Below are 25,667 nucleotides of genomic sequence, written 5' to 3'. Positions count from 1 at the left end.
GACGATCTTCGTCGAGGTAAGACCACGGCTAGAGCCTGCGTAGTCCACTGAGCACCCTTTCGAGCAGGTTGAGGTCTGGCTGTCCCTGGTTCAGCTGCGGCATGTGCAGGCGGACCAGACCCTCGTCGGCCATGTCGGCGATGAGCACACGGGCCACGCCGAGCGGAACCCGGAGCAGTGCCGAGATCTCCGCGACCGATCGTACGGAACGACAGAGCATCATGATCGATTCCTGCTCTGGGCTGAGCAGAGAATAATCATTGCTCTTCAAGGTCACCGATGATACGAGGGTTTCCATCGCCATGTGGTAACGCGGCTCGGATCGGCCACCGGTGACGGCGTACGGACGGAACAGAGGCTCGTCCTCTGTCCCGTCACGATCACGCACGGCCCTCTCCCCTTGTCATCGCTGCGACGTCTGCAGCTCGGCGCGCAGCGCCGGAGTGAGCACCTGGCCTGCCCGCTCGACGAGCAGGGTCATCTGGTAGGCCACCAGGCCCATGTCGCAGTCAGGTGCGGCGAGAACGGCCAGGCAGGAGCCGTCGCTGATCGCCATCACGAGCAGCAGTCCCCGCTGCATCTCGACGACGGTCTGCGTCACCGAGCCCCCCTCGAACACCCGCGAGGCGCCGAGGGTGAGGCTGAGCAGGCCGGCGGCGACCGCCGCGAGCTGGTCGGCGCGGTCAGGCGGAAAGCCGTCCGATTGGGCCAGCCGCAGGCCGTCCGACGACACCACCACCGCGTGCGCCACGCCAGGCGTGCTGCCGACGAACTCGGTGATCAGCCAGTCGAACCTGCGTGCTTCCACGCTCAGCTCAGTCACGAGCCCTCCTCCTCTTTACCCGACCCTTCGGCGAGACCTCCGGCCGTTTGGGCCCGGCCTCGCCTTACACCCTGCTGGAAGCTGGACAGGCGGCTGCGCACCGCATCGGCCGAGACCGGGGGGCGCGGGGCCGCGGGGGGACTGTCCGCGCCCACCGAGCCGGGCACCAGGTTGGCCTTCGGCGTCCGCTTCGGCAAGCCCGCCGCGGTCACGCCGCCCAGCAGGGGGTCACGGGCGCTCGCCGCGGCCTGGAAGCCGCTGTCGGCCCGAGACCGCCATCCGGAGGGGTTCCCGCCCTGCGCCTGCGGGGCGGGAACGGGCCCCGGGGCGGGGGCGGAACGCGGCACCCTCGCGATCTCCCCGGTGCGCTCTCCGGGCTTCTCGTCGGCCGTCTCGCCGGGCTTCTCCGCGTCCGCGCCGGTCCGCGCCATGGGCGCGGCCTGCGGGCCGGTGTCGGAGGGACGCCGGAACCACGCCGACTCGACCGAGGCGAAAATCGGCAGGAACTCCTCGCCCTGCTCCAGCGGCGACTCCTCCACCGACGGCAGCGGCCCCGTCGACGACGCGACGTCCGCGGCCGCTCCCGGAGACGCCGCGCCGGGGAACGCGTTCGGCCCGGTGCTCGACGGGGAGAAGGCCGTCGGTCCGGTGCTCGACGGCGAGAACGCGGTCGGCCCGGTGCTCGACGGCGAGAAAGCCGTCGGCCCGGTGCTGGACAGCGAGTCCGACGGCGAGAAGGCCGTCGGCCCGGTGCTCGACGGGGAACTCGGCTGGGGGAACGCCGTCGGTCCGGTGCTCGTCGGAGAGAAGGCCGTGGGGCCCGTGGACGCTCCGCGCTGCGGAAGTCCCGTCGGCCCGGTGGGCAGCGACGGCCACGAGTGCTCCGAGCGGTCGTCGCCGCTCCCGCCCGCTGCCCCGCTCTGGAACCCGTTCTGCGATTCGCTCTGCGAGCCGCTCTGGGAGAACGCTCCTGGCCACGACGGCCCCGGCTGCTCGCCGAACGCCGGGCGGCGCGCGTCGCCCTCCGGCGCCCTTCCGGCCCGGTCCGGCATCGGATGCGGCCCCGAGTGCTCGCCGAACGCGCTCTCCCCGTAGGTGTTCTCCACGGGCGGCGCGTCCGCCGTCGGCGCACCGAACGCGGCGAACCCGCCGGTGCCGTTGCCACCGGCGCCGGCGCCGCTGAGCCCGACTCCGCCGGGACCGTTCCCGCCGGCCGCAGAGGGCCTGCGGGTCCCGACGCCGCCCGCCGCGCCGTTGCCGGGGCTCCAGGGTTCGAACGAACCGCCCCCCGGCGCGACGGGACCGAGCGGGTCCGGCTCGGCGAACGCCTGCCGGGCCGGCAGGCCGGCCGCCGTCTGCCCGGCGGGTACGGAGGGACGCGGCATCACGGGCTGGTCGGCGTTGGAGATGAGCTGGGCGGGGAACAGCACCATCGCGATGACGCCCGCGCCGTCGCCCCGGCGCAGCTGCACGCGGATGCCGTGACGCAGCGCGAGGCGGCCGACCACGAACAGACCCATCCGCCGGGACACCGAGACGTCGATCGTGGGCGGCTCGGCGAGACGGCGGTTGATCTCCGCGAGCTCCTCCGGCGACATGCCGATGCCCGCGTCGGTGACGCCGAGCATCACGGCGCCGCCCTCGACGGGGCTGCTGGAGACGACCACCTTGGTGTTGCGCGGCGAGAAGGCGATGGCGTTCTCGACCAGCTCCGCGAGCAGGTGGACGACGTCGTTCGCGGCGTGACCGGCGATCGCGATCGTCCGGGGAATCCGGACGACGACCCGCTCGTAGTCCTCGACCTCCGACAGCGAGGCGCGGACCACGTCGACCAGCCGGGCGGGCTGGCTCCGCTTGCGCGGCGGCTCGTGACCGGCGAGGACCAGGAGGTTCTCACTGTTGCGGCGCATGCGCGTGGCCAGGTGGTCCAGCTTGAAGAGGTCGGCCAGACGCCGGCCGTCCTCCTCGCCCCGCTCCAGGCCGTCGATCAGCGAGATCTGCCGCTCCACCAGCGTCTGCGTACGGCGGGAGAGGTTCACGAACATCGCGTTGACGTTGGCGCGCAGGCGGGACTCCTCGGCGGCCAGGCGCACGGCCTGCATGTGGACCTCGTCGAAGGCCTGCGCCACCTCGCCGATCTCGTCGCTGCTGTCGACCGGGATCGGCTGCACGTGGGACTCGCGCTCGGGGTCCTCGGACTCGCGCATCTGCCGGACGATCTCCGGCAGCCGCCGCCCTGCGATGTCGAGCGCCTCCACCCGCAGGCGGCGCAGCGGCCGCACCATCGACCGCGCGATGAGCACGGTGGTGACGAGCACGAGCACGAGCAGTGCGAGGATCAGGCCGCCGGCGATGAGGGCGTTGCGCTGCTCGACCGACTGCAGGTCGCGGGCGCGGCTTTGCACCAGCCCCGACACGTGACCCTCGACGGCCGCCATCTGCTCGATCGCCTTGGTGCTGTCCTGGAACCACTGCTGGGCCGTCCTGTCCCTGCCCCGGTAGCGGCTGAGGGACTGGTTCTGCAGGCCGAGCGTGAGCGCCCACGACTTGGTCAGCTCGCTGTTGACCACGTCCTTGTCGCCGAGAAGGGTGACCAGGCGGCTCGCCTCGGTCGCCGGGGCCTCGGTGTAGAACGTCGCCAGGTCGCTCTGCTGGCGCGACTGGGAGGCCAGGAAGTCCTGCAGCTCGAACGTGGTGAAGACCTGGTTGCGCTCCAGCAGCTCACGCGTGAGGGTGGCCCGCTGCAGCGCCGCCTCCTCCTTGGCGTGGGCGAGACCGCTGAGAGCGCGGAGGTTGCCGACGATCGCAGCGTTGTCGTCGTTGTTGCCCAGTTCGTCCTGCAGGCGCAGGACGTTGGCGATCACGGCGCTGTAGTCCTCCGGCGCACCGTTCTTGCGGATGCCCGCGAGGCTGGAGATCCGGCTCGACAGCTGCTGGGCCTGCTCCACCGCACGCGTGCCGTAGTCCTCGTTGATGTTCTTGAGGTCGGCCTTCACCTGCTCGAGGAGCGGGTCGACCGCCGCGCGCTGCTGGGCGCGGGTCACGACGGTCTCCCCGTCGATGTTGAACTTGCGGCTGCTGTTGCCGCCCCAGACGAACAGGTCGCGTTCGAGAGCCAGCTGCTCGGCCAGATCCCGCAGGTGCACCGAGTATTCCGCCGCCGACCTGGTCCGCTGGTAGGCCGTCAGGCTGTCGATCGAACCCACGACGCGGACGCCGGCGAGGAGCACTGCCACGATCGTCGGGGCGACGATCAGCGCGGTCAGACGTGTAGGCACTCTCCAGTTGCGCGGCGAGAGACGACTCCGCCGCCTGCGGTTATCGGTATTCGACTGCTCCATGCTCACCGGCCCCGCCATCGTTCGGCCTGCCTTCACGCGTCTGGACAGCATGAAGTGACACAGCTGTATAAGCGGGGACAATTCGACCACAAGGTCACGATGGTGAGCGGCCCTACCCCTGCCGCAGCACCCCAATTGTTACCAAGAGGTGAGGATCGTTACCCACCTCATCTGAGTGCCGCGAGCACGTGCTCTCGCACCTGGATCCGCTGCTGCTCATCAAGAATGGGACGGCCTGTGCGATCCGCCACATAGAAGACATCCACCGCTTCTGCGCCCAGAGTCTCCACACGCGCGGCACGTACGTCAAGACCGCAGTCGCCGAACGCGCGGCCGATCCGCCACAGCAGCCCGGGTCTGTCGTGCGCCCGCACCTCCACCACGCTCGCCGTGAGCGAGGCGTCGTCCACCAGGGTGACCCGGGGCGGCGCGACCGGAACCCGGGACGGGCGCATCGACCTCGCCCGCCGGGCCAGGCGCTGCTCGATGTCGAGCCGTCCGGCCAGGACGAGGCGCAGATCGGCCTCCAGCGTCGCCGGGTCGGGCGGCGTGCCGTACTCGGGGACGACGACGAACTCGATGACCGCCGTCGACCCCGCGGACGCGGCGGAGGCGGAGCGTACGGCCATGCGGTGCGCCGCGAGCACCCCCGCCGCCCGCCACAGCAGGCCCGGCCGGTCGGGCGCGACCACGGTGACCGCGCTCCCGTTCACGCGCACTGCGCCGCCGCCGTGCCGGGCGAGCGCCGCCTGCTCGGGAGAAAGGGCCGGCGCGGGCGCCGGCGGCGTGCCGGACAGCACCGACCGCACCCGCCGGACAAGGTCGGAGACCAGGGACGCCTTCCAGGAGTTCCACGCGGCCGGGCCGGTGGCGTTGCCGTCGGCCACCGCCAGCGCGGACAGCAGTTCGAGCACCTCCCGGGACCCGACGGCCTCGGCGACCCTGGAGATGGTGACCGGGTCGTCCAGGTCGCGCCGGGTGGCGGTCTCCGGCAGCAGCAGGTGGTGGCGCACCACGGTCGCGAGGATCTCCACGTCCGCCGGTGGCAGGCCCATGCGGGTGCCGATGTCCCTGGCGACGATCTCCCCTGTGGTGGAGTGGTCGCCCGGCCAGCCCTTGCCGACGTCGTGCAGCAGCGCCGAGATCAGCAGCAGGTCGGGGCGGGACACCTCGCGGGTGAAGGCCGCGGCCCCGGCCGCGGTCTCGATGAGGTGCCGGTCGACGGTGTAGCGATGGACGGGGTTGCGCTGGGGGCGGTGCCGTACGCGCTCCCAGTCGGGGATGAGCTTCACGAGCACACCGGCCTGGTCGAGCTCCTCCCAGACCGGCACGGCCGCGCGCCCCGCGCCGAGCAGGGCGACCAGCGCGCCGCGCGCCTCCGGAGGCCACGGCACGGGCAGCGGCGGCGACTGCGCGGCGAGCGCGCTGACCGTCGCGGGCGCGAGCGGCAGCCCGGCCTCGGCGGCGGCTGCGGCCGCGCGCAGCACGAGTGTGGGGTCGGTGCGCGGGTTGACTCCTCGGGCCAGCACGACCTCGCCGCCGTGCTCCACCACGCCGTCGGCCAGCGGCCTGCGGCCCCGGGGGGCGGGGCCGGTGAGCAGCCGGTCGACCGTCCGCCAGGTGGCGTCGAAGGCGTGGGAGATGGTCCGGCCCGCCTCGGCCAGGCGGCGCATCAGCGCCTCGGCGTCCAGCAGGCCCAGCGTGCCCGCGACCGCGTCCTGCTCCTGGAGCACCAGGCGGTCGGTGCCGCGCGCGGTGACGAGGTGCAGCCCGTGCCTGATGTCCAGCAGCAGCTCGTACGCCTCCCGGACCCGCGGGCCGGGGGCCGAGGCGACCCAGGCGGCCGCCACGGCCTGCATCGCCTGCACGTCCCGCAGCCCGCCCCTGGCGTCCTTGAGGTCGGGTTCGAGCAGGAAGGCCAGCTCGCCGCCGGACTCGGCGCGCTTGTCGGCCGACGCGCGCAGCTCGGCCAGCCTGCGCCGGGAGTCCGCCCGCCACTCGGCGAGCACGGCCTCCCGCACGGCCCTGGTCAGCTCGGGGTCCCCCACCACGTGCCGCGCCTGGATCAGGCCCAGCACGGCCTTGAGGTCCTCCCTCGCGACCTTCACCGCCTCGTCCACCGTACGGACCGAGTGGTCGAGGCCGATCCCGGAGTCCCAGATGGGATACCAGATGCGGTCGGCGATCCTCGCCACCTCGTCGCGGCCGTCGTGCAGCAGGACGAGGTCGAGGTCGCTGCCCGGGGCGAGCTCGCCCCGCCCCAGGCTGCCGACCGCGACCAGGGCGACCCCGCTGATCCCGTTGGGCGCGGCCACGCCCTGCCCGATACCACTGGGACCGGCCCCCTGGGATGCGGCGGGGCCGCGCTCGTCGGAGAGGCCGCCCTTCCCTCCCGATCCCCCCTCCCGCGCGTACGGCCGCGTGGCCGCCGTGCGGAACAGATCGGTGAGCCATCTGTCGATGTCCGCGGCCCGGTCCTTGCGGACCGCGGTGAACGAGCGCGCCTCCCCTCTCATCATCCGGTTACAGCGCCTCCGGCCCGCGCTCCCCGGTGCGGACCCGGACGACCGTGTCCACGGGGACCGACCAGACCTTGCCGTCGCCGATCTTGCCGGTCTGGGCCGCCTTGACGATGACGTCGATGACGTCCTCGGCGTCGTCCTCCTCGGCGAGAACCTCGACCCGGACCTTGGGCACCAGGTCGACCTGGTACTCGGCGCCGCGGTAGACCTCGGTGTGGCCGCGCTGACGGCCGTAGCCGCTGGCCTCCGAGACCGTCATGCCCTTGATTCCGAACTGCTCCAGGGCGGCCTTCACGTCGTCCAGTTTGAACGGCTTGATGACTGCGGTGATGAGTTTCATGCGTCGACCTTCTTCGCAGACGCGGGCACGGGCCCGTTGACTGAGGCCACTCCCGAGGAGTGGACGGTGCCGAGGTCGTACCCGGTCTCGGCGTGGGTCGTGATGTCGATGCCGGCGACCTCGTTCTCCTGGTTGATCCGGAAGCCCATCGTCTTGTCGATGATCTTTCCGATCACATAGGCCATGATGAAGGAGTAGAGGCCCACCGCGACAGGACCGAGGGCCTGCACGCCGAGCTGGGAGATCGGGCCGCCGTAGAGGAGGCCCTCGTTCTGTCCGTCCGCGAAGGGGTAGCGGGCGATGATGCCGAGCGAGACCGCGCCGATCGCGCCGCCGACCAGGTGCACGCCCACCACGTCGAGCGAGTCGTCGAAGCCGAGGCGGTACTTCAGGCCGACCGCGTACGCGCAGACCGCACCGGCGATGAGGCCGAGCACGAGCGCCGCCCACGGGTCGACGAAACCACAGGCGGGGGTGATGGCGACGAGGCCGGCGACGGCGCCGGAGGCGACGCCGAGGGTGGTGGAGTGGCCGTCGCGCAGCTTCTCCACCAGGATCCAGGCGCCGGCGGCGGCGGCCGTGGCGACCTGGGTGTTCATGAAGGCGAGGCCGGCGGTGCCGTCGACGGCGAGCTCGGAGCCGGCGTTGAAGCCGAACCAGCCGAACCACAGCAGGCCCACGCCGAGCAGGACCAGGGTCAGGTTGTGCGGCCGCATCGGGTCCTTGCGCCACCCGGTGCGCTTGCCGAGCACCAGCGCCAGCGCGAGACCGGCGGCACCGGCGTTCACGTGGACGACCGTGCCTCCGGCGAAGTCCTCGATGCCGAGACCGGCCAGCCAGCCGCCGCCCCAGACCCAGTGGGCCACGGGGAAGTAGACGAGCGTCGCCCAGGCGAGGCCGAAGACGACCCACGCGCCGAACTTCGCCCGGTCGGCGATGGCGCCGCTGATGAGGGCCACGGTGATGATCGCGAAGGTGAGCTGGAAGGCTGAGAACACCAGGTTCGGCATACCGGTGCCGTCGTCCTTGGTGGCCGTGTCGATGAGGCTCTGCAGCCCCAGGGCGTCCCCGCCGCCGATGAGCTTGTTGACGAAGTTGTCCCCGTCGCCGAAGGCGTCGAAGGCCAGCGAGTGGCCGTACAAGACCCAGGCGAGGGTGACGGTGATGATGCTGACGAACGACATCATCATCATGTTCAGGACGCTCTTCGCCCTGGTCATGCCCCCGTAGAAGAACGCGAGCCCGGGCGTCATCAGCAGCACCAGAGCGGTTGCTGTGATCATCCAGGCGGTGGTGCCGGTATCGATCTTCACCGACGCGGCCCTCCTTACATTTGGCGTGTGGCCGTTATCACTCCCGCAGTGACTTCCTCCCGGGCGACCTTGGCCGGCTGGCGCACTGACGTTGGCGACAGCGTGTTCTTCCGCCGTTTCAGCCCACGACCATGTGTGTTTCACATGTGTGAAACTCGCCACCACCGTGTTTCGGGCCGGTTTCGGACGTGCTCAGAGAGACGAAACGCGCACCCGGAACGGATGCGCATCGTCGGCCCTCCAATCGGGCCGACGGGACGGCCGCGAAGCGGCCGAGGGCCGCGTTCTATGCGTGCCCGTCCACGTTCGACGCCGCGGCGACGACCGATGAGACGCCTCCCCCGCCCCTGACCGATCCGCCGTCCTCGGCGCCGGACGCCCTGCTCACAGCAGTTCTCTGGCCGATTCGTAGACCTTGCCCAGCGCGGTCATCAGCTGGCGGAGCTCGGTCTCGGTGAGACCGGCGGTGATCTTGTCCTCCAGGCCGCGGCGCTCGGCCTCGACCGGCTCCCGAAGCGCTCGGCCCGCGTCGGTCAGCCAGAGCCGCACGAGCCTGCTGTCATGTTCGTCGCGGCGGCGGACGAGCAGACCGGTGGCGCTCATCCGGGTGGCCATTTTGACGACGGTGGGCGTGGTGACGTGCAACGCGGCCGCGATCTCACCGGGCGTGCTGCCGTCGCGCTCCCACAGGGCGGCCAGCAGGTGATCCTGCCCCTGATGCAGGCCGTGGCGGCGCATGGCCGTCTCGGCCAGCGCACGCAGCGCCTTCGTCGTTTTGCTGTGCAGGTCCAGGAACTCGGCCACCGCCACCTCCGGACGACAGATCGATTGACGGCTAATCATTTACCGGCTAACGTTCCGCCTCGTACGCCAATCGCTAGACGGCAAACGATTAGGAGTGTCATGCTACTGGTCACCGGAGCCACCGGCAGAATCGGCCGTGAGCTGGTCCGCGAGCTCGACGCGAGGAACGCGGAGTTTCGCATCCTCGTCCGCGACCCCGCCCGCGCGGCCGACTTGCCCGCAAGCGCCGAGCGCGTGCTCGGCGACCTGGACGAGCCCTCGACGCTCGCCCCCACCTTCGACGGCGTCGACCGGGTCTTCCTGCTCACCCCGGGCATCGGCGTGGACCAGGCCGCGAACGCCGTCGCCGCCGCGCGCATCGCCGGAGTGCGCCACATCGTGCTGTTGTCGTCCATCTGGGTCTTCGGAGATCCGGTGCCCGCCATGGGCCGCTGGCACCACGAGCGCGAGCGGCTGCTGCGGGCATCCGGCATACCGGCCACGATCCTGCGTCCCGGCGGTTTCATGACCAATGTCCTGGAATGGGGGCCGTCCATCAGGGAGGAGGGGGTCGTCCTCGACGCGATCGGGCCGGGCCGGTCCGCGCCGATCGATCCGGCCGACATCGCGGCCGTCGCCGCCCTCGTGCTGACCGAGAACGGCCATGAAGGCCAGACCTACACCCTCACCGGTGACGAGACATTCACCATCGCCGAGCAGGTCGCGATCATCGCCGCCACCATCGGCCGCCGCATAGAGGTCCGAGCGGCGACCACCCCCGAGGAGATCGTCCGGTCCCGCTACCCCGACGGCGCGCCGAAGCCCCTTGCCGACGCGATCCTCGAAGCCGCGGCGCTCATGCGCGCGGACACGGCCGGAGTCCGCACCGGAACCGTGCACCACCTGCTCGGCCGCCGCCCCCGGACCTTCTCCGACTGGTGCGCCCGGAACGCTCACGCGCTGAGGCTCGGCGGCGAAGCCGAGTAGAGGAGGCCGGCAGGCGGGGCGCACCCCCTCTTCGCATGACGAACCGACGGCGCCCACGGACGACCGCGGACGCCGGCCTTCGTCACCCGGGCGAGACCCCGGCCGAGGGCGGACCTCCGGTCAGGCGGCGCTGGCCATCTTGCGCAGCCGCACCAGCGCGTCGCGCTCGATGCGCCGGGCGCGGTCACGGCCGATGCCGTAGCGCTCCCCCACCTCGGTGAGGGTGTGCTCGCGGCCGTCCACCAGGCCGTACCGCCAGCGCAGCATCTCGCGCATCTGGCCCTCCAGGCCGGTCAGCCACTGCTCCAGGCGCTCCTTCTCCAGGGTGGCCATGGCCTGCTGCTCGGGGTCCGCCCAGGTCTCGTCGGCGATCATGTCACCGAGCTCGGTCTCGTCCTCGTCGCCCACACCGAGCTGGAGGGAGACCGGGTCGGAGGCCCAGCGGCGCAGCTCCTGCACCCGCTCGATCGGCAGGTCGAGCACCTCGGCGAGGTCGGCGTCGGTCGGCTCGGCGTCGAACTCCGCCAGCATGTCCCTGCGCACCCGCATGAGCCGCGTCATCTGCTCGCCCGCGTGGGTGGGCAGCCGCACCGGCCGCGCCTGCTCGTGGATCGAGCGGCCCACCGACTGCCGGATCCACCAGGTGGCGTAGGTGGAGAACTTGTACCCCCGGCGGTAGTCGAACTTCTCCACGGCGCGGACCAGCCCGAGATTGCCCTCCTGCACCAGGTCGATCAGCGGCATCCCCCGTCCGGAGTACTTCCTCGCGACCGCGACCACGAGACGCAGGTTGGCCTGGATGAACTCGTCCTTCGCCCGCCGCCCCGAGATCGCGATGCGCTCCAGCTCCTCGTCGGTCGCGTTCGCGATCTTCGGCTCGGGCCGCCCGCTGTCGAGCAACTGCTCGGCGAACAACCCCGCCTCGATGCGCTTGGCCAGCTCGACCTCCTGCTCCGCGGTCAGCAAGGGAACGCGGCCGATTTCGGCCAGATACGTCCCCAGCAGATCCCGGTCAGAGATGTGCTGCTCCTGCGTCCGATTCCCCGTCGCCATCCGATGGCACCTCGTTCCGCCGCCGCGATATGCAATATGTGAGCCGGGAGCCGGACGTGTCCGCCCCGCTCGGCACGGTCCCCGGCTTCCTGCTTCTGACCCGGACAACGGCCGGTCCATGGCAAAGATTCCCCAAACGGATACGACCGAGGAATGGTTTCCTTTTCCTCCTCAAGGAGGATGTGATGCCGGGAAAAAAGGCGTTTACCCAGGTTACGAGGGCCTAAACGAGGCGGCGCCCCATCCGCCACACCTGCGCGACCAGCGGCACTCCGGGCCGGTACGCGAGGTGGACGTACGACGGCGCCTCCAGGATGACGAGGTCCGCGCGGGCGCCGGCGCACAGGGTGCCCACGTCGGTGCGCCGAAGCGCCCGCGCGCCGCCCCGGGTGGCGGCCCGCACGGCCTCCAGCGGCGTCATGCCCATCTCGCGTACGGCCAGGGCGACGCAGAACGGCATCGAGGTGGTGAACGAGGAGCCCGGGTTGCAGTCGGTCGCCAGGGCCACCGTGACGCCCGCGTCGAGCAGCCGCCGCGCGTCGGGGTAGGGCGACCTGGTGGAGAACTCCGCGCCCGGCAGCAGGGTGGCGACCACCCCGGCGGCGGCGAGCGCGTCCACGTCGGCGTCGGTGAGATGGGTGCAGTGGTCGGCGGATGCCGCCCCCATCTCGCAGGCCAGCCGCACACCCGGCCCCGGTCCGAGCTGGTTGGCGTGGACCCTGAGCTGCAGCCCGGCCTTGCGGCCCGCCGCGAGCACCTCCCTGCTGTGCTCCTCGCCGAACGCGCCGCGCTCGCAGAACACGTCGGCCCACTTGGCGTACGGCGCGCACGCCTCCAGCATCGGGCCGGTCACGAGCCGGACGTAGTCGTCTGCGCTCGTCTCCGGCGGGACGACGTGCGCCCCGAGGAACGTGGTCTCCTCGGTGAACTGGCGGGCGATCTCCAGGCTGCGGCGCTCGTCCTCCACGGTGAGGCCGTAGCCACTCTTGATCTCGAACGTCGTCGTGCCCTGCATGGTCATCTCGGAGACCAGCATCGCGGTGGTGGACACCAGCTCGGGGATGGTGGCCCGGCGGGTGGCGGCGACGGTCGAGCGGATGCCGCCCGCGGTGTAGGGCCGCCCGGCCATCCGCGCGGCGAACTCCTCGGTGCGGTCGCCGGCGAACACCAGGTGCGCGTGGCTGTCCACGAACCCCGGGACGACGGCGCGTCCCTCCACGTCGACCCGCTCGTCGGCGGGCGGGGCGTCGGCGGACCGGCCCATCCAACGGATCACGCCGTTCTCCGCGACCAGCGCGGCGTCCTCGATCTCCTCCCGCTCGGGGTCCGCCGTGTACAGCGATCCGATCCCCGTGAAAACGACTGATGTCATGCCGCTCGGCCCCACGTTTCCTGATCCTCGCCACCCCGCGAACTGCGCAAACCTCACCGGTTCAGCGGGGCGAGCGCCTCAACCAGCAGCGCGCCGACGTCGCCGAGCACGTGCCGCCCGTCCTCCACGATCCGCCGCCCGCTCGCGACCACCGAGTGCACGTCGGCGGCGGTGGCGGCGAACACCACCGACTCCACCGCCGACGCCTTGGTCGCTCCGGCCGTACGGACCGAGTCGATCCGGACGGAGACGAGGTCGGCCCAGGCCCCGGGCACCAGGCACCCGGCGTCGGGGAAACCCAGCGACGCCTGCCCCGCGGCGGTCGCGGCGTGCAGGAGCTGCGCGGCGGGCCAGTGCCCGCGCTCGCCGGTGACCAGCCGCTCGTCCATCTCCACCGCCCTGGCCTCCTCGAACAGGTCGATGACCGCCTGGCTGTCGGTGCCGAGCGTGACGGGCGATCCTGCATCGAGAAGCCTGCGGGCGGGGCCGACGCCGTCGGCGAGGTCGCGTTCTGTGGTGGGACACATGCACACGTGGGTGGTCGAGCCGCCGAGCAGCGCCACGTCCACGTCGGACAGGTGGGTGGCGTGCACCGCGGTCGAGCGCGGCCCCAGCGCGCCGTGTTCGTGCAGCACCTGGACGGGCGTCGCCGAGTAGACCTCGACGCACGCCTCGTTCTCGGCCCGCTGCTCCGACACGTGCGCGTGCAGCGGCCCGGTGTGCCGGTGGGCGAAGTCGACGACCACGTGCATCTGCTCGGGCGGCACCGCGCGCACGGAGTGGATGGCCGCGCCGATCTCCACGTCCTCCTCGCCCTCGTGCGCCCGGGCGAGGTCGTCGGCCCTGGCCGCCCATCGCTCGGCGTCCCCGTCGCCGAAGCGCAGCTGGGTGCCGGTGAGGGCGTCGCCGATGCCGCCGGTCAGATAGCAGGTGTCGAGCAGGGTGATGCGCAGCCCGGCCCTCCTGGCCGCCTCGACCAGCGCGTGACCCATCGCGTTCGGATCGGCGTACGGCCTGCCCCCGGGCCCGTGGTGCAGGTAGTGGAACTCGGCCACGGCGGTGATCCCGGCGAGCGCCATCTCGGCGTACGTCGCGGTGGCCAGGGCGAGGTAGCGGTCCGGATCGAGCGCCTCGGCGACCGCGTACATCCGCTCGCGCCAGGTCCAGAAGCTGCCGCGGCCGGTCTGGGTGTGGCCGCGCAGGGCGCGGTGGAAGGCGTGCGAATGACAGTTGGCCAGGCCGGGCAGCGTGAGCCCGGCCAGCCGCACGGCTCCGGGGGGAGGCGGCGCCTCGGGCCTGATCTCGACGATGCGGCGGCCCTCGACGCCGACGACCACGCTCTCCACGATCTCGCCGGGCGGCAGCCACGCCATCTCGCACCAGTAGGTCACGTGCACCGGTCCTCCAGATGGGCGGCGTGGCGGTGATGCCACTGTAATGAACGTCCGTCCCCCGCGCCTCGCGCGGCCGTCAGCGGGTGGGTCCCCCAGCCGGCCGCACGGTGATCTCGGTGACGTGCGCGTCGGGCGTGGCCGTCACCGCGGCCAGCACGGCCCGCGCCACCGATTCCGCCTCCAGGTACTTTCCCGGCTCGTACGGCCCCTCCTCCTGGGCGCGGACGTCCCTCTGCATGTCCGTGTCCACCCGTCCGGGGAAGATCGTCGTGACGCGCACGCCGTGGGCGTTCTCCTCCTCGCGCAGCACGTCGGCGTAGGCGCGCAGGGCGAACTTGCTGGCGGCGTAGGCGCCCCAGTTGGGGTTGGCCCGCTGCCCGGCGCCGGAGTTGATCAGCACGACGTGCCCGTGGGCCGCGCGCAGCGCGGGCAGCAGCAGCCGGGTCAGCTCGGCGACCGCGATGACGTTGACCTCCATCGTCCGCCGCCACACCTCGGCGGGGACGTCGGCGAGGTGACCGAGCCTGGCGATGCCCGCGCTGTGGACCAGCAGGTCGAGCCGGTCGATCCCCTCCACGTCGGCGGGGGTGATCTCGGTGAGCTCCACCGCCCAGGGACGGGCGGACGGCAGTTCCGCGCACAGCGCGTCGAGCGCAGTGCCGTCCCGGCCGCCCAGGAAGAGGTCGTACTCGGGGGCGAGGGCACGGGCGATCGCCGCCCCCACACCCCGCGAGGCGCCGGTGATCAGAGCCGTGGGTCGCATGGACCTCACCTTAGAGCGCCGCCCGGATCTTGCCGCACACCGCGTGCCGGGTTTCCGGGCGACCGGGTGGCGGCGGGCGTGTCACCGCTGCGGGCGCAGGGTCTCGGGCGTGGGGCGCTCCAGGGTCAGGGCGTAGCGGTGGTGCGGGTAGCGGTGGTCGGCCGGGCGCACCCGCACCTCACCGGCGGCGGCCTCCAGGATCACGCAGCGGTACCACGCGCCGTCTTCGAGGAACTCCCACTGCCCGGCGAGCACGTCGAGCCCGGCACGGCGCACCTCCTCCTCGGCCCGCTCGTACGGCCCGGCCGCACCGATGGGATAGCCGAAGACGGTCAGCGGCTCCCACCCCTCACCGGCCCGCTGTACGTACCCGAGCAGGGCGCCGTCGTCGTCCCTGCGGATCTCGTGTCTGTCGTTCACGGTTGACCACGATACTCAAGTTTGTATACAAATTTGAATATGTCATCGACGCGGGTGCTGATCCTGGGCGTGCTGCTCGACGGGCCGCTGCACGGCTACGAGGTACGCAAGAAGCTCGAACTGTGGGGCGCCCAGCACTGGGCCAACGTCGCCTTCGGCTCGATCTACCACGCCCTCGGGAAGATGGCCGAGGAGGGCCTGCTCGAAGTGGTCGGCGACGGACGGCCCTCCGGGCGAGGGCGAACCGTCTACGCCATCACGCCCGAGGGACGGGCCGAGTTCGACCGGCGGCTGCGCGAGCACTGGTCGGCGATCATGCCGATCGTCGACCCGTTCCAGGTCGCGCTGACGTTCATGGACCGGCTGTCCAAGGCCGACCTGCTGGCCGTCGTACGGGAGAGGGCCGAGCGGCTGCGCGCGGGGTTCGCGAGCTTCGAGCGGGCCCGTGACGCCAAGCGCGCGGCGGACGCCCCGCGGCACGTGGACGAGTGCCTGGCGTTGAGCGCGGCCGAATACCGCGCCCAGCTGGAGTGGCTGGAGCAGGCCGTCGAGCGCGTCGAGCGCGGCGACATCCCATGAACCGAGGAGCCCGAGATGATCATTGACGCACGGGGATTACGCAAGACCTACCGCCCCCGCGGGCGCCGCGGCGCCGCGCCGGTGGAGGCCGTACGAGGAGTCGACCTCCAGGTCGCCGCAGGCGAGATCGTCGGCGTGCTCGGTCCCAACGGCGCCGGGAAGACCACGACGATCCGCATGCTGGCGACGCTGGTCGCGCCCACCGGCGGCACCGCGACGGTGGCCGGGCACGACCTGCTGACCTCCCCCGAGCAGGTGCGGCGCCGCATCGGGTACGTCGGCCAGGCCGGCGGGGTCGACGAGAACAACACGGCCCGGGCCAATCTCCGGCTCGCCGCCCGGGTCGACGGCCTGACGGCGGCCGAGGCAGCGGCGCGCACGGAGGAGTTGCTGGCCGCCTTCGACCTGACGGGTCCGGCCGACCGGCCGGCCCGCACCCTGTCCGGCGGCCAGAAGCGGCGCGTCGCGATCGCGCTCGGCCTGGTCCACCGGCCGCCGCTGCTGTTCCTCGACGAGCCCACGACCGGGCTCGACCCGCAGAACCGGGCCAACCTCTGGGAGCAGATCAAGACGCTGCGCGACGGCGGGACGAGCGTGCTGCTCAGCACTCACTACCTGGACGAGGCCGACGCGCTGTGCGACCGCCTGGTCATCGTCGACCACGGGGTCGTCGTCGCGGCCGGCACACCCGCCGAGCTGAAACGCGAGGTCGCCGGGGATGTCGTGTCCCTGCGCGTGCCCGGAACGGACGAGGCGGCGCGAGTGCTGGACGGCCTGCCGTACACGAGAGAGGTCAGGGCCGACCGCGGCCTGCTGCGCGTCTACCTGGACGACGGCGAGCGGGCGCTGCCGCACCTGCTGGCCGCGCTGGCCGGGCAGGGCCTGGCCCTGGAGTCCGTGGCGCTCGACCGGGCCACGCTCGACGACGTCTTCCTGCACAAGACCGGCCGCTCGCTCCGCGACGCCGCCTGAACCCCGCTCGCAGAAAGCCGCTCACAGAAACCCGGAGCCATGCTGAAACACACCGGCCTGTTCCTGGCCTACGAGTTGCGCAACACCGCGCGCAACCCGCTCTGGCCGCTGTTCGGCCTCCTCCAGCCCGTCCTCTATCTGCTGCTGTTCGCCCCGCTGCTGGCCAACACCATGCCCGGCGTGCCGGACGAGCGGACGCTCGCCATGTTCACCCCCGGCGTGATGGTGATGATCGCGCTGTTCGGCTCGCTGTTCGTGGGCTTCGGCATGATCGCCGAGATCCGCACCGGAGTGCTCGAACGGCTCGCCGCGAGCCCGGCGAGCCGCCCGGCCATCGTCCTCGGCCGGACACTGCGCGACATGATCGTGCTGGTGGCGCAGGCCGTGCTGATCATCGTGGTGGCGCTGCTCATGGGCATGCGGCCCAGCCTGCCGGGCGTCGCCCTGATGCTCCTGCTCATGGCCCTGACCGGCCTGTTCGCCTCCGGCCTGTCGTACGGCCTGGCCCTGGCCGTGCGGGACGAGAACGGAATGTCGCAGATCCTGCAGTTCTTCGCGCTGCCGCTGATCCTGTTCACCGGCATCCTGCTGCCGATGTCGCTCGCCCCGCCGTGGATGCGGACGGTGGCCCAGGTCAACCCGCTCTACCACGCGGTCGAGGCCGGGCGGGCGCTGTTCGCCGGCGACCTCGCGGGCGGCCACGTCGTGCTCGCGTTCGCCTTGATGGCGGTGCTCGCGGTGCCCGCCCTGGCCTGGTCGGTCCGCTCCATGCGCCACCTCGCCGGCTAACCGTTCTTGAGGAAGGCCAGCAGGTCGTCGTTCAGGGCGTCCTTGTGGGTCACGAACAGCCCGTGCCCGCCCGTGGGGTACTCCTTGTAGACCGCCCCGGGCACGAGGGCGGCCGTACGACGGCCGGTCACCTCGACCCGCGCCGACATGTCGGCCGCGCCGTGCACGACGAGCGCCGGAACGGTGATCGCGCGCAGCCCGTCCCGGTGGTCGGCGTGGTAGAGCGCCTCGAACACGCGCGACGTCGCCCACGGCGAGGCCGACAGGCACTGCGCGAGCGTCCAGTCGACCAGCGCCGGGGAGACGTCGTTGCCGAGGTGCGTGGCGAACCACACCTGCGCCTGCCGGGTGAACCACTTCGGCCGGTCGGTCGCGAACTGGGCGAGCGTCGCCCGCAGCGCCTCCTCGGGGGCGCCCTCCGGGTTGTCCGCGGTCCGCTTGAGGAACGGCAGGACGGCGGAGACGAACGCGACCCTGGCCACGCGCTCCTCGCCGTGCCTGGCCAGGTAGCGGGCGACCTCGGCGCCCCCGGCCGAGTGGCCGACCAGGGTCACGCGGCGCAGGCCGAGGTGCTCGATCAGGGCGGCCACGTCGTCCGCCAGACTGTCCAGGTCGTAACCCGTGGAGGGACGGTCGGAGCGGCCGTGCCCGCGCCGGTCCAGCGTCACGCAGCGGTAGCCGCGCTCGACGAAGAACGGAAGCTGGTACTCCCACATGTCGCTGTGCAGCACCCAGCTCGCCAGGAAAAGAATCGGCTCGCCCTGTCCGTAGTCCTCATAGGCCAGCCGCGTGCCGTCGAAGGTCTCGAAGAACATGTCCACTCCCGCTGTCTCGGATCGACAACCGGAGTCTGGCCGGGCGAGCTCAGAAGATCGATTACGTGGGAGGTAAGCGGCGGGGCGCCCCGGCCTGACCGGCCGGAGCGCCCCGCCTCCGACCCGGGTCACCGGACGCGCCCGCACGCGCGATGGCACCGGAGACCGGGCGGTGGTGAAGGAGAGGTTACGCACCACCGACCTTCCCGGTCATCGGTCGAAAGAAGCTGTGGCCCGGTGTAAGGGCTGCTCACGGCTTCGCCATCGGCGTCTGCGGAGATCGTCGGCCCACCGGTCAGGACGAGACGAGGAACTGCGTGGCGGCGAGCTCGCGATAGAGCTCGTCGGCCGCGACCAGCTCGTCGTGGGTGCCCCAGGCCCGCACGCGACCGGCCTCCATCACCACGATCCGGTCGGCGCCGGTCACGGTGGACAGGCGGTGGGCGATCACCAGGACCGTCGTCTCGCGCGCCACCTCCGCCACGACCTCCCGCAGCCGCAACTCGTTGACCGCGTCGAGCTGGGAGGTCGCCTCGTCGAGCAGCAGCAGCCGGGGCCTGCGCAGCAGCGCCCTGGCGATGGCGACCCGCTGCCGCTCGCCGCCCGACAGCAGGACGCCGCGATGGCCGACCGGCGTCTCCAGTCCCTCGGGCAGCCGCTCGACCAGGTCGTCCAGGCGCGTACGGGCGAGTGCCTGAGCGATCTCCTCGCCGGTCGCGCCGGGCGCGCCGAAGACGAGGTTCTCCCGCAACGTCCCCGCGAGCACGGGCGCGTCCTGCTCGACGTAGCCGAGCATCGCCCGCAGCTCGCCGAGCGGCCAGTCGCGGATGTCCCGCCCGCCGACGGTGATCGATCCCTCCTGCGGCTCGTAGAACCGCTCGATGAGACCGAAGACCGTCGACTTGCCCGCACCCGAAGGGCCGACCAGCGCGGTCATGCCGCCGGCGGGCACCTCGAACGTCACACCCTGGTGGACCACCGGCCGGTCCTCGCCATAGCGGAAGACGACCCCGGAGAACGTCACCCCGACGGGCTCGCCTCGCGTCCGCGTCACGGGGGCGGCGGCAGGCTCGGTGGGCAGCGCGGCGATCTCCTGGATGCGGGTCACCGCGGCCAGGCCGTTCTGGATCTGCGTGAGGCTCTGGACGATCTGGCCGATCGGGGAGACCAGGTAGAAGAGGTACATGAGGAACGCGATCAGGGCGGAGATCTCCATCTCCCCCGCCGCCACCCGTGCGCCGCCGACCCCCAGCACCGCGAGGAACGCGAGCTGGATCGACATCCACGCGCCGATCCCGGCCAGCGACGTCCATGCCGCGGCGGCCACACCCCGGTCACGCGCCTCGGCGGCCGCCGCGCCCACCGCCGCGATCTCCCGCGCCTCCGCCCCGCCGGCCTTGACCGTACGGAACGCCTGGAGGGCGCGGTCGAGCACCGAGCCCATCTCACCGAGCGCCTCCTGCGCCTGCAGGGAGGCGCGGCGGATGCGCGGGGCGATGACCACGCCCAGGAGCCCGACCAGCGCGACGACGGCGAGCGTGACGACCAGCAGCAGGCCGTCCATGATCGCCATCATCACGGCGGCGCCCAGGAACGTGAAGACGGAGCCGACCAGCGAGGCCAGCGCGTCCGTGCAGACGGCGCGCAGCAGCGTGGTGTCGGAGCCGACCCGCGACAGCAGGTCGCCGGGCTTGAGCCGGTCCACGTCGGAGACCCTGAGCCGCAGGATGCGGTCCACCAGGCCGCGGCGCGAGTCGAGCACGATCGTCTCGCCCATCCGCTCCAGCAGGAACCGCCCGGCCGCGGAGATCAACGCGCCGGCCAGGACCGCGAGCGACAGCCCGAGCACCGGGCCCACCAGCGCGCCGCCCTCGCCGAACGTGTCGATCACCCGCTTGGCCATGACCGGCATGGCGAGCCCGGTGAGACTGCCGACGAGGCTCAGCAGGCCGCCCAGCAGGAGCACCCGCCGGTGCGGGCGCACCTGGCCGAACAGCAGCCGCCAGGAGGCGCGCTCCCCCAGGGACGCCTTCGTCCTCGGCCCTGGCCGGCCACCGCCGGGGCCGTCGCCGTCCATCCCCATGGAGCCCCCTACGCGCGAACCCGGCGTGCGATCTTCCGGAGACCCTAATTCACCGGAAACGCCGGTGCGCGCGGGGTTTTCGACCTCTGGGATCAGTCCACGCCGGGGACGTCGAGGTCGAACTCGGCGTCGCCGTCGTCGACGCGGCGCAGCTTGATGTCCTCGGCCCAGGCGTACGCGAAGCGGCGGACGTCGGCGACGCCCTCCTCGTCCAGGCCGCCGAACGCCTCGTCGGCCAGCAGGTCGACGGTCTCCAGCCGCTCGACCAGGTCCTCCACCCGCCACTCGTCGTCGTAGCGCGCGCCGAGCTGTTCGAGCAGGCGGAAGGAGTACAGGCCGGACACCGCGGCCACGTCGGCGAAGTCGCGCGGCAGGCCGCGGTCCTGCAGGGCGCGGACCTTGAGTCCCACGGCGTCGTCCAGGCCGAGCACCCGGCAGGGGCCGATGTCGGCGGGCCGGTCCCGCAGCGGCTCGCGGAGCAGGGCGACCTCGCACGACTGGCCGGTGATCTCGTCGGTGACGACGACGCGGCCGATGCGGGCGCCGGCCTCGCACACCTCGGCCGACAGGCCGGTGCTTCCGAACGCCTCGGCCAGCGCCTGGCCGGCCTCCGCCAGCGGGGCCTCGCCGCCGGTGGCGAAGGTGAGGTCGTCGACCGGCCTCGACGTGCATCCGTGCGCCAGCAGCGCGTAGCCGCCGGCGAGCAGCAGGCCGTACCGGTCGAGGACCGGCCGCGCGTCCTCGATGAGGCGCAGGTGGAACGGGGGCGCCGGGAAGGCGGAAGACGCGGTCACCACCTCAGTATCACCCGCGCACGCACCGTGATCATCCCTCATCCGGATACCCCGTAGGCCAGGCGGATCCGCCGGGTGGTGTCCATGATCGCGTACCAGGTGAGGCACAGGTCGGCCTCGGCCTCCTCGCTGCGTGCCTCCGCCGCCATGAGCCGATCCCCTGTCAGCAGCGCCGCCTCCCGTTTGAGCTGCGCCGCCATCCGTTGGAACACGAACCGCTCCCGAGACTCCACTACCGCCCCTCCCCGCCCCCCAACAGCTCTGACATGGGATGAAATACCCACAGAACCGGCCGAAATGCTCTTTGAGCGCTCAACACACGTCCCGGTAAGGCGTTCCTGGCAGGTAACGCGCCCATTCCTCCCTGGTCAGGGTCCGCCCGGCCCGCGCGCACACCTGCCGCGCCACGAGATCCCCGTCCACGGGCATCTCGAACAGGTCCCCGATCTGGTCGGCGACGTACAGGCGCGTGCCGTCGGCGCCGAACGCCGAGGTCAGGCCGAGGTCGGAGAGCAGCGGGACGGCTCCGCCCAGCCGCCGCCCGGCGCGCACGTCCCACAGCTGCACCGTCCCGCGCTCGCTCACCGTGGCGAGGACGTCTCCCCCGGGCGAGAAGGCCAGTGCGTCGATCTGCTCCATCGTCCCGTGCAGCGTGGGCGGCACGGGGGACGGACCCCTGGTGTCCCAGAGGAAGATCCGGCCCGTGATGCCGCCCACGGCGATCAGGTCGCCGGTGGGACTGACGGCGAAGGACTCGGAGGGGATGAACGCCTTGCCCTGCTGCCTGCCGGTGGCCGCGTCCAGGATCCGTCCATCGGTGCAGACGATCGTCCGCCCGTCGGCGCCGAAGGCGATGTCGCCGGTCTGCCGGTCGAGAGGAATGTCAAGGACCAGGTGGCCGGTGCGCGCGTCCCACTCGAGGAGCCGGCTCCCCCGCGTTTCCGGACCGTTGTCCGCCTGCCCGAGCGTGGCCGCGAAGAGCCTGCCGTCCGGGCTGAAGGCGTGGCCCTCCACCAGGAGGCCGCGCGGCGCCCGGTAGCTCCACAGCGGCCGGCGCCCGGCGACGTCCCAGGCGCGCAGCCGCTCGAGCGTGTCGTCGCCGATCACCATGGTCCGGCCCGTACGGTCGAAGATCGCGTCTCCCCAGTCGGCCGTTCCCGGTAGCGACCCGGCCGGTCGCCGCCGGGACACGTCCCACAGCTCCAGGGGGCCGGACTCCTCCGGTTCGATCGCCAGCCAGCGGCCCTCCGGGCTCAGCCAGGTGCGGAAGATCCGGCCTGGCGGGCGGACCGGATCGGCCCGCGGCCGGATGTCCAGGCTGACCACGGCCTCCTCCAGGAGGAAGCGCAGGGTGTGCCCGTCGGAGTCGAGGCGGACGTCCGCCACGTCGTCCTCGGCCCGGTAGGTGAACACCTGCCGGTGGTCGCGCACCCGCCAGACCCTGATGGACCGGTCGGCGAACCCCGCCAGGTAGCGCCCGTCGGCGCTGAATCGCAGGCCGGCGTTCACGGCGTTGGCGGGCTCGTCGGCCCCGCTCTCGGTCCAAGGCCAGTCGTCGTCCCCCGCCTCGGTGATCCGCCGGCCCGTCGCGGCCGAGACGAGGGTGATCTGCCGGCCCCCGCAGGCCATCAGCGCGCCGTCCCGGCTGAAGGCGACGGCCCCCAGCCGTCCGGGACAGGCTCCCCGGAACCTCGGGTCGCGGTCCGGGCCGGGCAGCCGCCGCACGCCGAAGCCGCCGTCCGGGTCGAGCAGCGCGGCGATCCGTCCCGAGCGCGGCAGGACCGGCAGCTCTCCGGGCCAGCCGCCCTCAATCGCCCGGCCGTACGTCCGGCCGTTCGCGAGGTCCCAGACGAAGCCGTTCGTGTCCTCCAGCACGGCGACCTTCGACTCGTCGTCCGTGAACTGGATCTCTCCTCCGGCTCGCGCGCCGGGAACGGCGAGCTCGGCCCGGACCCGGCCGGTGCCCAGGTCCCACACCATCGCCTTCGTCGAGGTGATCATCGCGACGGACCTGCCGCTCGGGCTGAGCGACACGCCGAGCAGGGGGTCGGAGCGCAGGCCCGGCACCGGGATCCGCCGGAGCAGGCGCCGGCCCCGCACGTCGTGAAGGCTGATGCCGTCGTCCGACACGGTGACGACGGTGCGCCCGTCCCGGCTCAACGCCTGCAGCCCGCCGCCCGGCGGGCGGTAAACCGCGATCTCCGGCTGATAGAGCGAGGACATGAGGCTGGAGCGGGCCTCGGCGCCGCCGTCGAGGCGCCAGGCGGCCACGCTGAGCAGCATGGCGGCGGTGGGGTCGGTGGTGCGCAGGGTCCCGGCGCGCAGCGCCGCCTCCCGGCCGTTGGCCCGGTCGCGCTGCGCGGAGATCTGGTCACGCTGGGCGGCGATCCGGCTGCCCTGGTAGGCCGCGAGGCCGCCGCCCGCCAGCGACAGCACGAGCAGCACGGCCAGGGCCGCGGTGAGCAGGCGGCGACGGCGGGCTCGCCGCCGAGTCAGCGCGGCCGACGCGTCGAGGAACTCGCGCTCCAGGACGTTGAGGGCGAGGTGACGGCGACCGGTGACAGCCCAGCCCACGGCCGCGTCCAGGCGGCCGCCCTGCAGCAGGTCGGCCTGGCGGCGACCGGTCGCGGCCCACTGCCGGGCCCTGAGGCGGATCTCCGCGTGGACCGGCAGGCCGTCCCACTCGTCGTCCAGCCAGGCCCGCAGCCGGGGCCAGGCCCGCAGCAGCGCCGGCCGGGCCAGGCCCACCTCGCCGTCCCGCCGCGACAGCACATAGGCGAACAACCGCAGCACCTCGCCCGAACCGGGCGGCAACTCATCCTCGCCCACCCTGCGCGTCGCGAGCTCACCCTCCGGACCCACCGCGACCAGCCGCAAGAAGATCTGCGGCACCAGATCACGCCCCGCGGGGCCGAGCGTGTCATACGCGTCCTCGGCCAGCGCGCCCAGCGCCGGGTCGGGATCGCCCTGCCCGTGCACCGCCCGCGCCGCCCGGCTGCCCTCCGCCAGCAAGTGCGCGGTGTCCACCCGGCCGCCCCCGCTGATCAGCGCCAACAGCAGGTCGCGGGCGGACGGGCGGGCAGACGGTTCCTTGACCAGCGCCGCGCCGACCAGCGGCCGCAGCGACGCGGGCAGCACCGACAGGTCGGGATCGGCCGACAGCACCCGGTGCATCACCCCGCCCAGGCTCTCCGCACGGAACGGATCCTCACCCGTGGCGGCGAACAGCACGATCCCGCCCCAGGCGAACACATCGGCGGCCGGCCCCGCACGCTGCCCGGTGAACACCTCCGGCGCCATGTACGTCGGCGTCCCGGCCACCAGCCCCGTGCTGGTCAGCGACATCTCCAACGTCCTGGCGACGCCGAAATCGATCACCCGGGGGCCGTCCGGGCCGAGCAGCACGTTGTCGGGCTTGAGGTCACGATGCACGACCCCCGCCTCATGGATCGCCGTCAGCGCCGTGGCGATCGCGGTCGCCAGCCGATGCAGGCCGTCCCCGGCGAAGACCTGCCCCTCCTGCACAGCCCGGCGCAGACTCCGCCCCTCGACATACTCACTGACGATGAACGGCCGGGGCCCGTCCAACTCGGCGGCGATGACCGGCGCCGTGCAAAACGTCGCCACCAGCCGGGCCGCCGCGGCCTCCCGCCCGAACCGCTCCCGAAGCTCCGGATCCACCGCGGCGTCGCCGTGCAGCACCTTCACCGCCACCCGGCGCCCCTGGCTGTCGTACGCCTCGTACACGACGCCCTGGCCGCCGGAGCCGAGCCGCCCCGACAGCCAGTAACCGCCCAGCCGCTCCGGATCCTCCGGCAGCAGCGTCCCCGTCATGCGTCCACCCCTCGTGCCGGCACGTGGGATTGGACGCCGACGGGCGCGAGAGGGTTCTGCCGGATCCTCGGCGCGTACGCGGATTCGATCACATCGCGGCGGGCATCGTCACCATCGGTGCCAGGAGAAGACGAAGCTGACGCCGAAGACGAGCATGGCGAGCAGGATGGCGATCCCCACGAAATTTCCGGCCAGCCCGCCCAGGCCGGTGTCCTCCTCGCTCCTGACGACGTTCACGCTCTCGGGGTCGTAGACGATGCGGACCTTCTCCCCTGTCGCGTACCAGCCGGAGATCTCCTCGACGTGCCGTTGCGTGCCCACCGTGAAACCGATCTTCGTGTAGTTCACGGTGATGGGATGGCCGTCGGTGTCGTTCCATGTCTCCGACCGGGTGGAGAGGGCGACGCCGGTGGTGCGGACGCCGTGCCGCCCGAGGTCCAGGGCCGACACGATGTCGAAGACCTGAGCGACGAGCATCACGATCAGGATGCCGAACCAGGCCGCGAAGAACGCGAACGACCCGACACCCGATAAAGAACGCCGGGATGACCATCGAGCCATCAGTCACAGGCCCCCTTCGCGAAGGCGATCGGGAAAGGCGCGGCTGCCGCCCTGTCTCCTACGACTCCTCCCCGGCCCCGTAGGTTCGGTGACGGTTCACAGTCGCCGCGCACCCGGCGTGATCGCCGG

The 25,667-nt window shown here is 72.3% G+C and carries 22 protein-coding genes; 4 read left to right on the top strand and 18 right to left on the bottom strand.

What is annotated here, in order from left to right:
• Positions 1-28: 28 nt before the first annotated feature.
• The 7 genes from BXA11_RS14200 to BXA11_RS14170 form a co-directional block, all read right to left on the bottom strand.
• Entirely contained in the window at positions 29-388 is a 360-nt protein-coding gene (locus tag BXA11_RS14200; protein ID WP_030510865.1) for a DUF742 domain-containing protein, read from the bottom strand.
• Positions 389-403: 15 nt separating this feature from the next.
• Positions 404-823 carry a roadblock/LC7 domain-containing protein gene (locus BXA11_RS14195; RefSeq protein ID WP_076434896.1) on the bottom strand — a complete coding sequence of 140 codons (420 nt, stop codon included), beginning with the start codon at positions 821-823 and terminating at the stop codon, positions 404-406.
• Entirely contained in the window at positions 820-4,101 is a 3,282-nt protein-coding gene (locus BXA11_RS14190) for a sensor histidine kinase (RefSeq protein ID WP_076434895.1), read from the bottom strand. Before BXA11_RS14190 ends, BXA11_RS14195 begins: the two co-directional genes overlap by 4 nt.
• Before the next feature lie 230 nt (positions 4,102-4,331).
• Positions 4,332-6,683 carry a [protein-PII] uridylyltransferase gene (locus tag BXA11_RS14185; protein ID WP_231514091.1) on the bottom strand — a complete coding sequence of 784 codons (2,352 nt, stop codon included), beginning with the start codon at positions 6,681-6,683 and terminating at the stop codon, positions 4,332-4,334.
• A 4-nt stretch (positions 6,684-6,687) separates the two neighbouring features.
• The gene (locus BXA11_RS14180; RefSeq protein ID WP_030510869.1) at positions 6,688-7,026 is read right to left on the bottom strand and encodes a P-II family nitrogen regulator; all 339 of its coding nucleotides are present in this window, start codon (positions 7,024-7,026) and stop codon (positions 6,688-6,690) included.
• Positions 7,023-8,339: an ammonium transporter gene (locus BXA11_RS14175; protein WP_076434894.1), complete on the bottom strand. Its 1,317-nt coding sequence runs from the start codon at positions 8,337-8,339 to the stop codon at positions 7,023-7,025. Before BXA11_RS14175 ends, BXA11_RS14180 begins: the two co-directional genes overlap by 4 nt.
• Before the next feature lie 384 nt (positions 8,340-8,723).
• On the bottom strand, positions 8,724-9,143 hold the full coding sequence (locus BXA11_RS14170; protein ID WP_030510871.1) for a MarR family winged helix-turn-helix transcriptional regulator: 420 nt from the start codon (positions 9,141-9,143) through the stop codon (positions 8,724-8,726).
• 99 nt (positions 9,144-9,242) lie between these two features.
• Here BXA11_RS14170 and BXA11_RS14165 point away from each other — a divergent pair, with 99 nt between their 5' ends.
• On the top strand, positions 9,243-10,109 hold the full coding sequence (locus BXA11_RS14165) for an SDR family oxidoreductase (protein WP_076434893.1): 867 nt from the start codon (positions 9,243-9,245) through the stop codon (positions 10,107-10,109).
• A 120-nt stretch (positions 10,110-10,229) separates the two neighbouring features.
• Here the strand turns inward: BXA11_RS14165 and BXA11_RS14160 are convergent, their stop codons facing one another.
• The 5 genes from BXA11_RS14160 to BXA11_RS14140 form a co-directional block, all read right to left on the bottom strand.
• Positions 10,230-11,162 (bottom strand): sigma-70 family RNA polymerase sigma factor, encoded by a 933-nt coding sequence (locus BXA11_RS14160; RefSeq protein ID WP_030510873.1) that lies wholly within the window; start codon positions 11,160-11,162, stop codon positions 10,230-10,232.
• Between the two features lie 223 nt (positions 11,163-11,385).
• The gene (gene hutI / locus BXA11_RS14155) at positions 11,386-12,534 is read right to left on the bottom strand and encodes an imidazolonepropionase (RefSeq protein ID WP_076434892.1); all 1,149 of its coding nucleotides are present in this window, start codon (positions 12,532-12,534) and stop codon (positions 11,386-11,388) included.
• Positions 12,535-12,587: 53 nt separating this feature from the next.
• The gene (locus tag BXA11_RS14150) at positions 12,588-13,931 is read right to left on the bottom strand and encodes a formimidoylglutamate deiminase (RefSeq protein WP_076434891.1); all 1,344 of its coding nucleotides are present in this window, start codon (positions 13,929-13,931) and stop codon (positions 12,588-12,590) included.
• Between the two features lie 73 nt (positions 13,932-14,004).
• Positions 14,005-14,691, bottom strand: coding sequence for an SDR family oxidoreductase (locus BXA11_RS14145; protein ID WP_030510876.1), 687 nt, complete (start codon positions 14,689-14,691; stop codon positions 14,005-14,007).
• A gap of 81 nt (positions 14,692-14,772) precedes the next feature.
• The gene (locus BXA11_RS14140) at positions 14,773-15,111 is read right to left on the bottom strand and encodes a hypothetical protein (RefSeq protein ID WP_076434890.1); all 339 of its coding nucleotides are present in this window, start codon (positions 15,109-15,111) and stop codon (positions 14,773-14,775) included.
• A gap of 39 nt (positions 15,112-15,150) precedes the next feature.
• Here BXA11_RS14140 and BXA11_RS14135 point away from each other — a divergent pair, with 39 nt between their 5' ends.
• The 3 genes from BXA11_RS14135 to BXA11_RS14125 are packed head-to-tail and all read left to right on the top strand — an operon-like array spanning position 15,151 to position 17,451.
• Positions 15,151-15,690 carry a PadR family transcriptional regulator gene (locus tag BXA11_RS14135; protein WP_051762325.1) on the top strand — a complete coding sequence of 180 codons (540 nt, stop codon included), beginning with the start codon at positions 15,151-15,153 and terminating at the stop codon, positions 15,688-15,690.
• A gap of 15 nt (positions 15,691-15,705) precedes the next feature.
• Entirely contained in the window at positions 15,706-16,662 is a 957-nt protein-coding gene (locus BXA11_RS14130; protein ID WP_204053670.1) for an ABC transporter ATP-binding protein, read from the top strand.
• A gap of 39 nt (positions 16,663-16,701) precedes the next feature.
• Positions 16,702-17,451: an ABC transporter permease gene (locus tag BXA11_RS14125; protein WP_076434889.1), complete on the top strand. Its 750-nt coding sequence runs from the start codon at positions 16,702-16,704 to the stop codon at positions 17,449-17,451.
• On the opposite strand, the gene BXA11_RS14120 is transcribed toward BXA11_RS14125, so the two are convergent.
• From BXA11_RS14120 to BXA11_RS14095, 6 genes are all read right to left on the bottom strand, one after another.
• Positions 17,448-18,266 (bottom strand): alpha/beta fold hydrolase, encoded by an 819-nt coding sequence (locus BXA11_RS14120; RefSeq protein WP_076434888.1) that lies wholly within the window; start codon positions 18,264-18,266, stop codon positions 17,448-17,450. The two genes, BXA11_RS14125 and BXA11_RS14120, sit on opposite strands and share 4 nt — an antisense overlap.
• A gap of 295 nt (positions 18,267-18,561) precedes the next feature.
• A complete protein-coding gene (locus BXA11_RS14115; RefSeq protein WP_081903872.1) occupies positions 18,562-20,349 on the bottom strand; it encodes an ABC transporter ATP-binding protein in 1,788 nt (595 codons plus the stop codon).
• Between the two features lie 92 nt (positions 20,350-20,441).
• A complete protein-coding gene (locus BXA11_RS14110; protein WP_076434969.1) occupies positions 20,442-21,143 on the bottom strand; it encodes a hypothetical protein in 702 nt (233 codons plus the stop codon).
• 38 nt (positions 21,144-21,181) lie between these two features.
• Positions 21,182-21,355 carry a hypothetical protein gene (locus BXA11_RS43115; RefSeq protein WP_156081130.1) on the bottom strand — a complete coding sequence of 58 codons (174 nt, stop codon included), beginning with the start codon at positions 21,353-21,355 and terminating at the stop codon, positions 21,182-21,184.
• Positions 21,356-21,455: 100 nt separating this feature from the next.
• On the bottom strand, positions 21,456-24,977 hold the full coding sequence (locus BXA11_RS14100) for a WD40 repeat domain-containing serine/threonine protein kinase (RefSeq protein WP_076434887.1): 3,522 nt from the start codon (positions 24,975-24,977) through the stop codon (positions 21,456-21,458).
• Between the two features lie 108 nt (positions 24,978-25,085).
• Positions 25,086-25,538 (bottom strand): DUF3592 domain-containing protein, encoded by a 453-nt coding sequence (locus tag BXA11_RS14095; protein ID WP_030510886.1) that lies wholly within the window; start codon positions 25,536-25,538, stop codon positions 25,086-25,088.
• Positions 25,539-25,667: the final 129 nt, after the last annotated feature.

Source organism: Microbispora rosea, from assembly GCF_900156315.1.
GTDB lineage: Bacteria > Actinomycetota > Actinomycetes > Streptosporangiales > Streptosporangiaceae > Microbispora > Microbispora rosea.
This window is presented reverse-complemented; position numbering and strand designations above follow the sequence as displayed.

What these genes read in the sequence shown, in the direction of transcription:
- BXA11_RS14135 (WP_051762325.1), top strand. Translation starts at nt 15,151, where the DNA reads ATGTCATCGACGCGGGTGCTGATCCTGGGCGTGCTGCTCGACGGGCCG.
- BXA11_RS14115 (WP_081903872.1), bottom strand. Translation starts at nt 20,349, where the DNA reads ATGGGGATGGACGGCGACGGCCCCGGCGGTGGCCGGCCAGGGCCGAGG.
- BXA11_RS14160 (WP_030510873.1), bottom strand. Translation starts at nt 11,162, where the DNA reads ATGGCGACGGGGAATCGGACGCAGGAGCAGCACATCTCTGACCGGGAT.
- hutI (WP_076434892.1), bottom strand. Translation starts at nt 12,534, where the DNA reads ATGACATCAGTCGTTTTCACGGGGATCGGATCGCTGTACACGGCGGAC.
- BXA11_RS14180 (WP_030510869.1), bottom strand. Translation starts at nt 7,026, where the DNA reads ATGAAACTCATCACCGCAGTCATCAAGCCGTTCAAACTGGACGACGTG.
- BXA11_RS14120 (WP_076434888.1), bottom strand. Translation starts at nt 18,266, where the DNA reads ATGTTCTTCGAGACCTTCGACGGCACGCGGCTGGCCTATGAGGACTAC.
- BXA11_RS14185 (WP_231514091.1), bottom strand. Translation starts at nt 6,683, where the DNA reads ATGATGAGAGGGGAGGCGCGCTCGTTCACCGCGGTCCGCAAGGACCGG.
- BXA11_RS14095 (WP_030510886.1), bottom strand. Translation starts at nt 25,538, where the DNA reads ATGGCTCGATGGTCATCCCGGCGTTCTTTATCGGGTGTCGGGTCGTTC.
- BXA11_RS14165 (WP_076434893.1), top strand. Translation starts at nt 9,243, where the DNA reads ATGCTACTGGTCACCGGAGCCACCGGCAGAATCGGCCGTGAGCTGGTC.
- BXA11_RS14145 (WP_030510876.1), bottom strand. Translation starts at nt 14,691, where the DNA reads ATGCGACCCACGGCTCTGATCACCGGCGCCTCGCGGGGTGTGGGGGCG.
- BXA11_RS14125 (WP_076434889.1), top strand. Translation starts at nt 16,702, where the DNA reads ATGCTGAAACACACCGGCCTGTTCCTGGCCTACGAGTTGCGCAACACC.
- BXA11_RS14130 (WP_204053670.1), top strand. Translation starts at nt 15,706, where the DNA reads ATGATCATTGACGCACGGGGATTACGCAAGACCTACCGCCCCCGCGGG.
- BXA11_RS14100 (WP_076434887.1), bottom strand. Translation starts at nt 24,977, where the DNA reads ATGACGGGGACGCTGCTGCCGGAGGATCCGGAGCGGCTGGGCGGTTAC.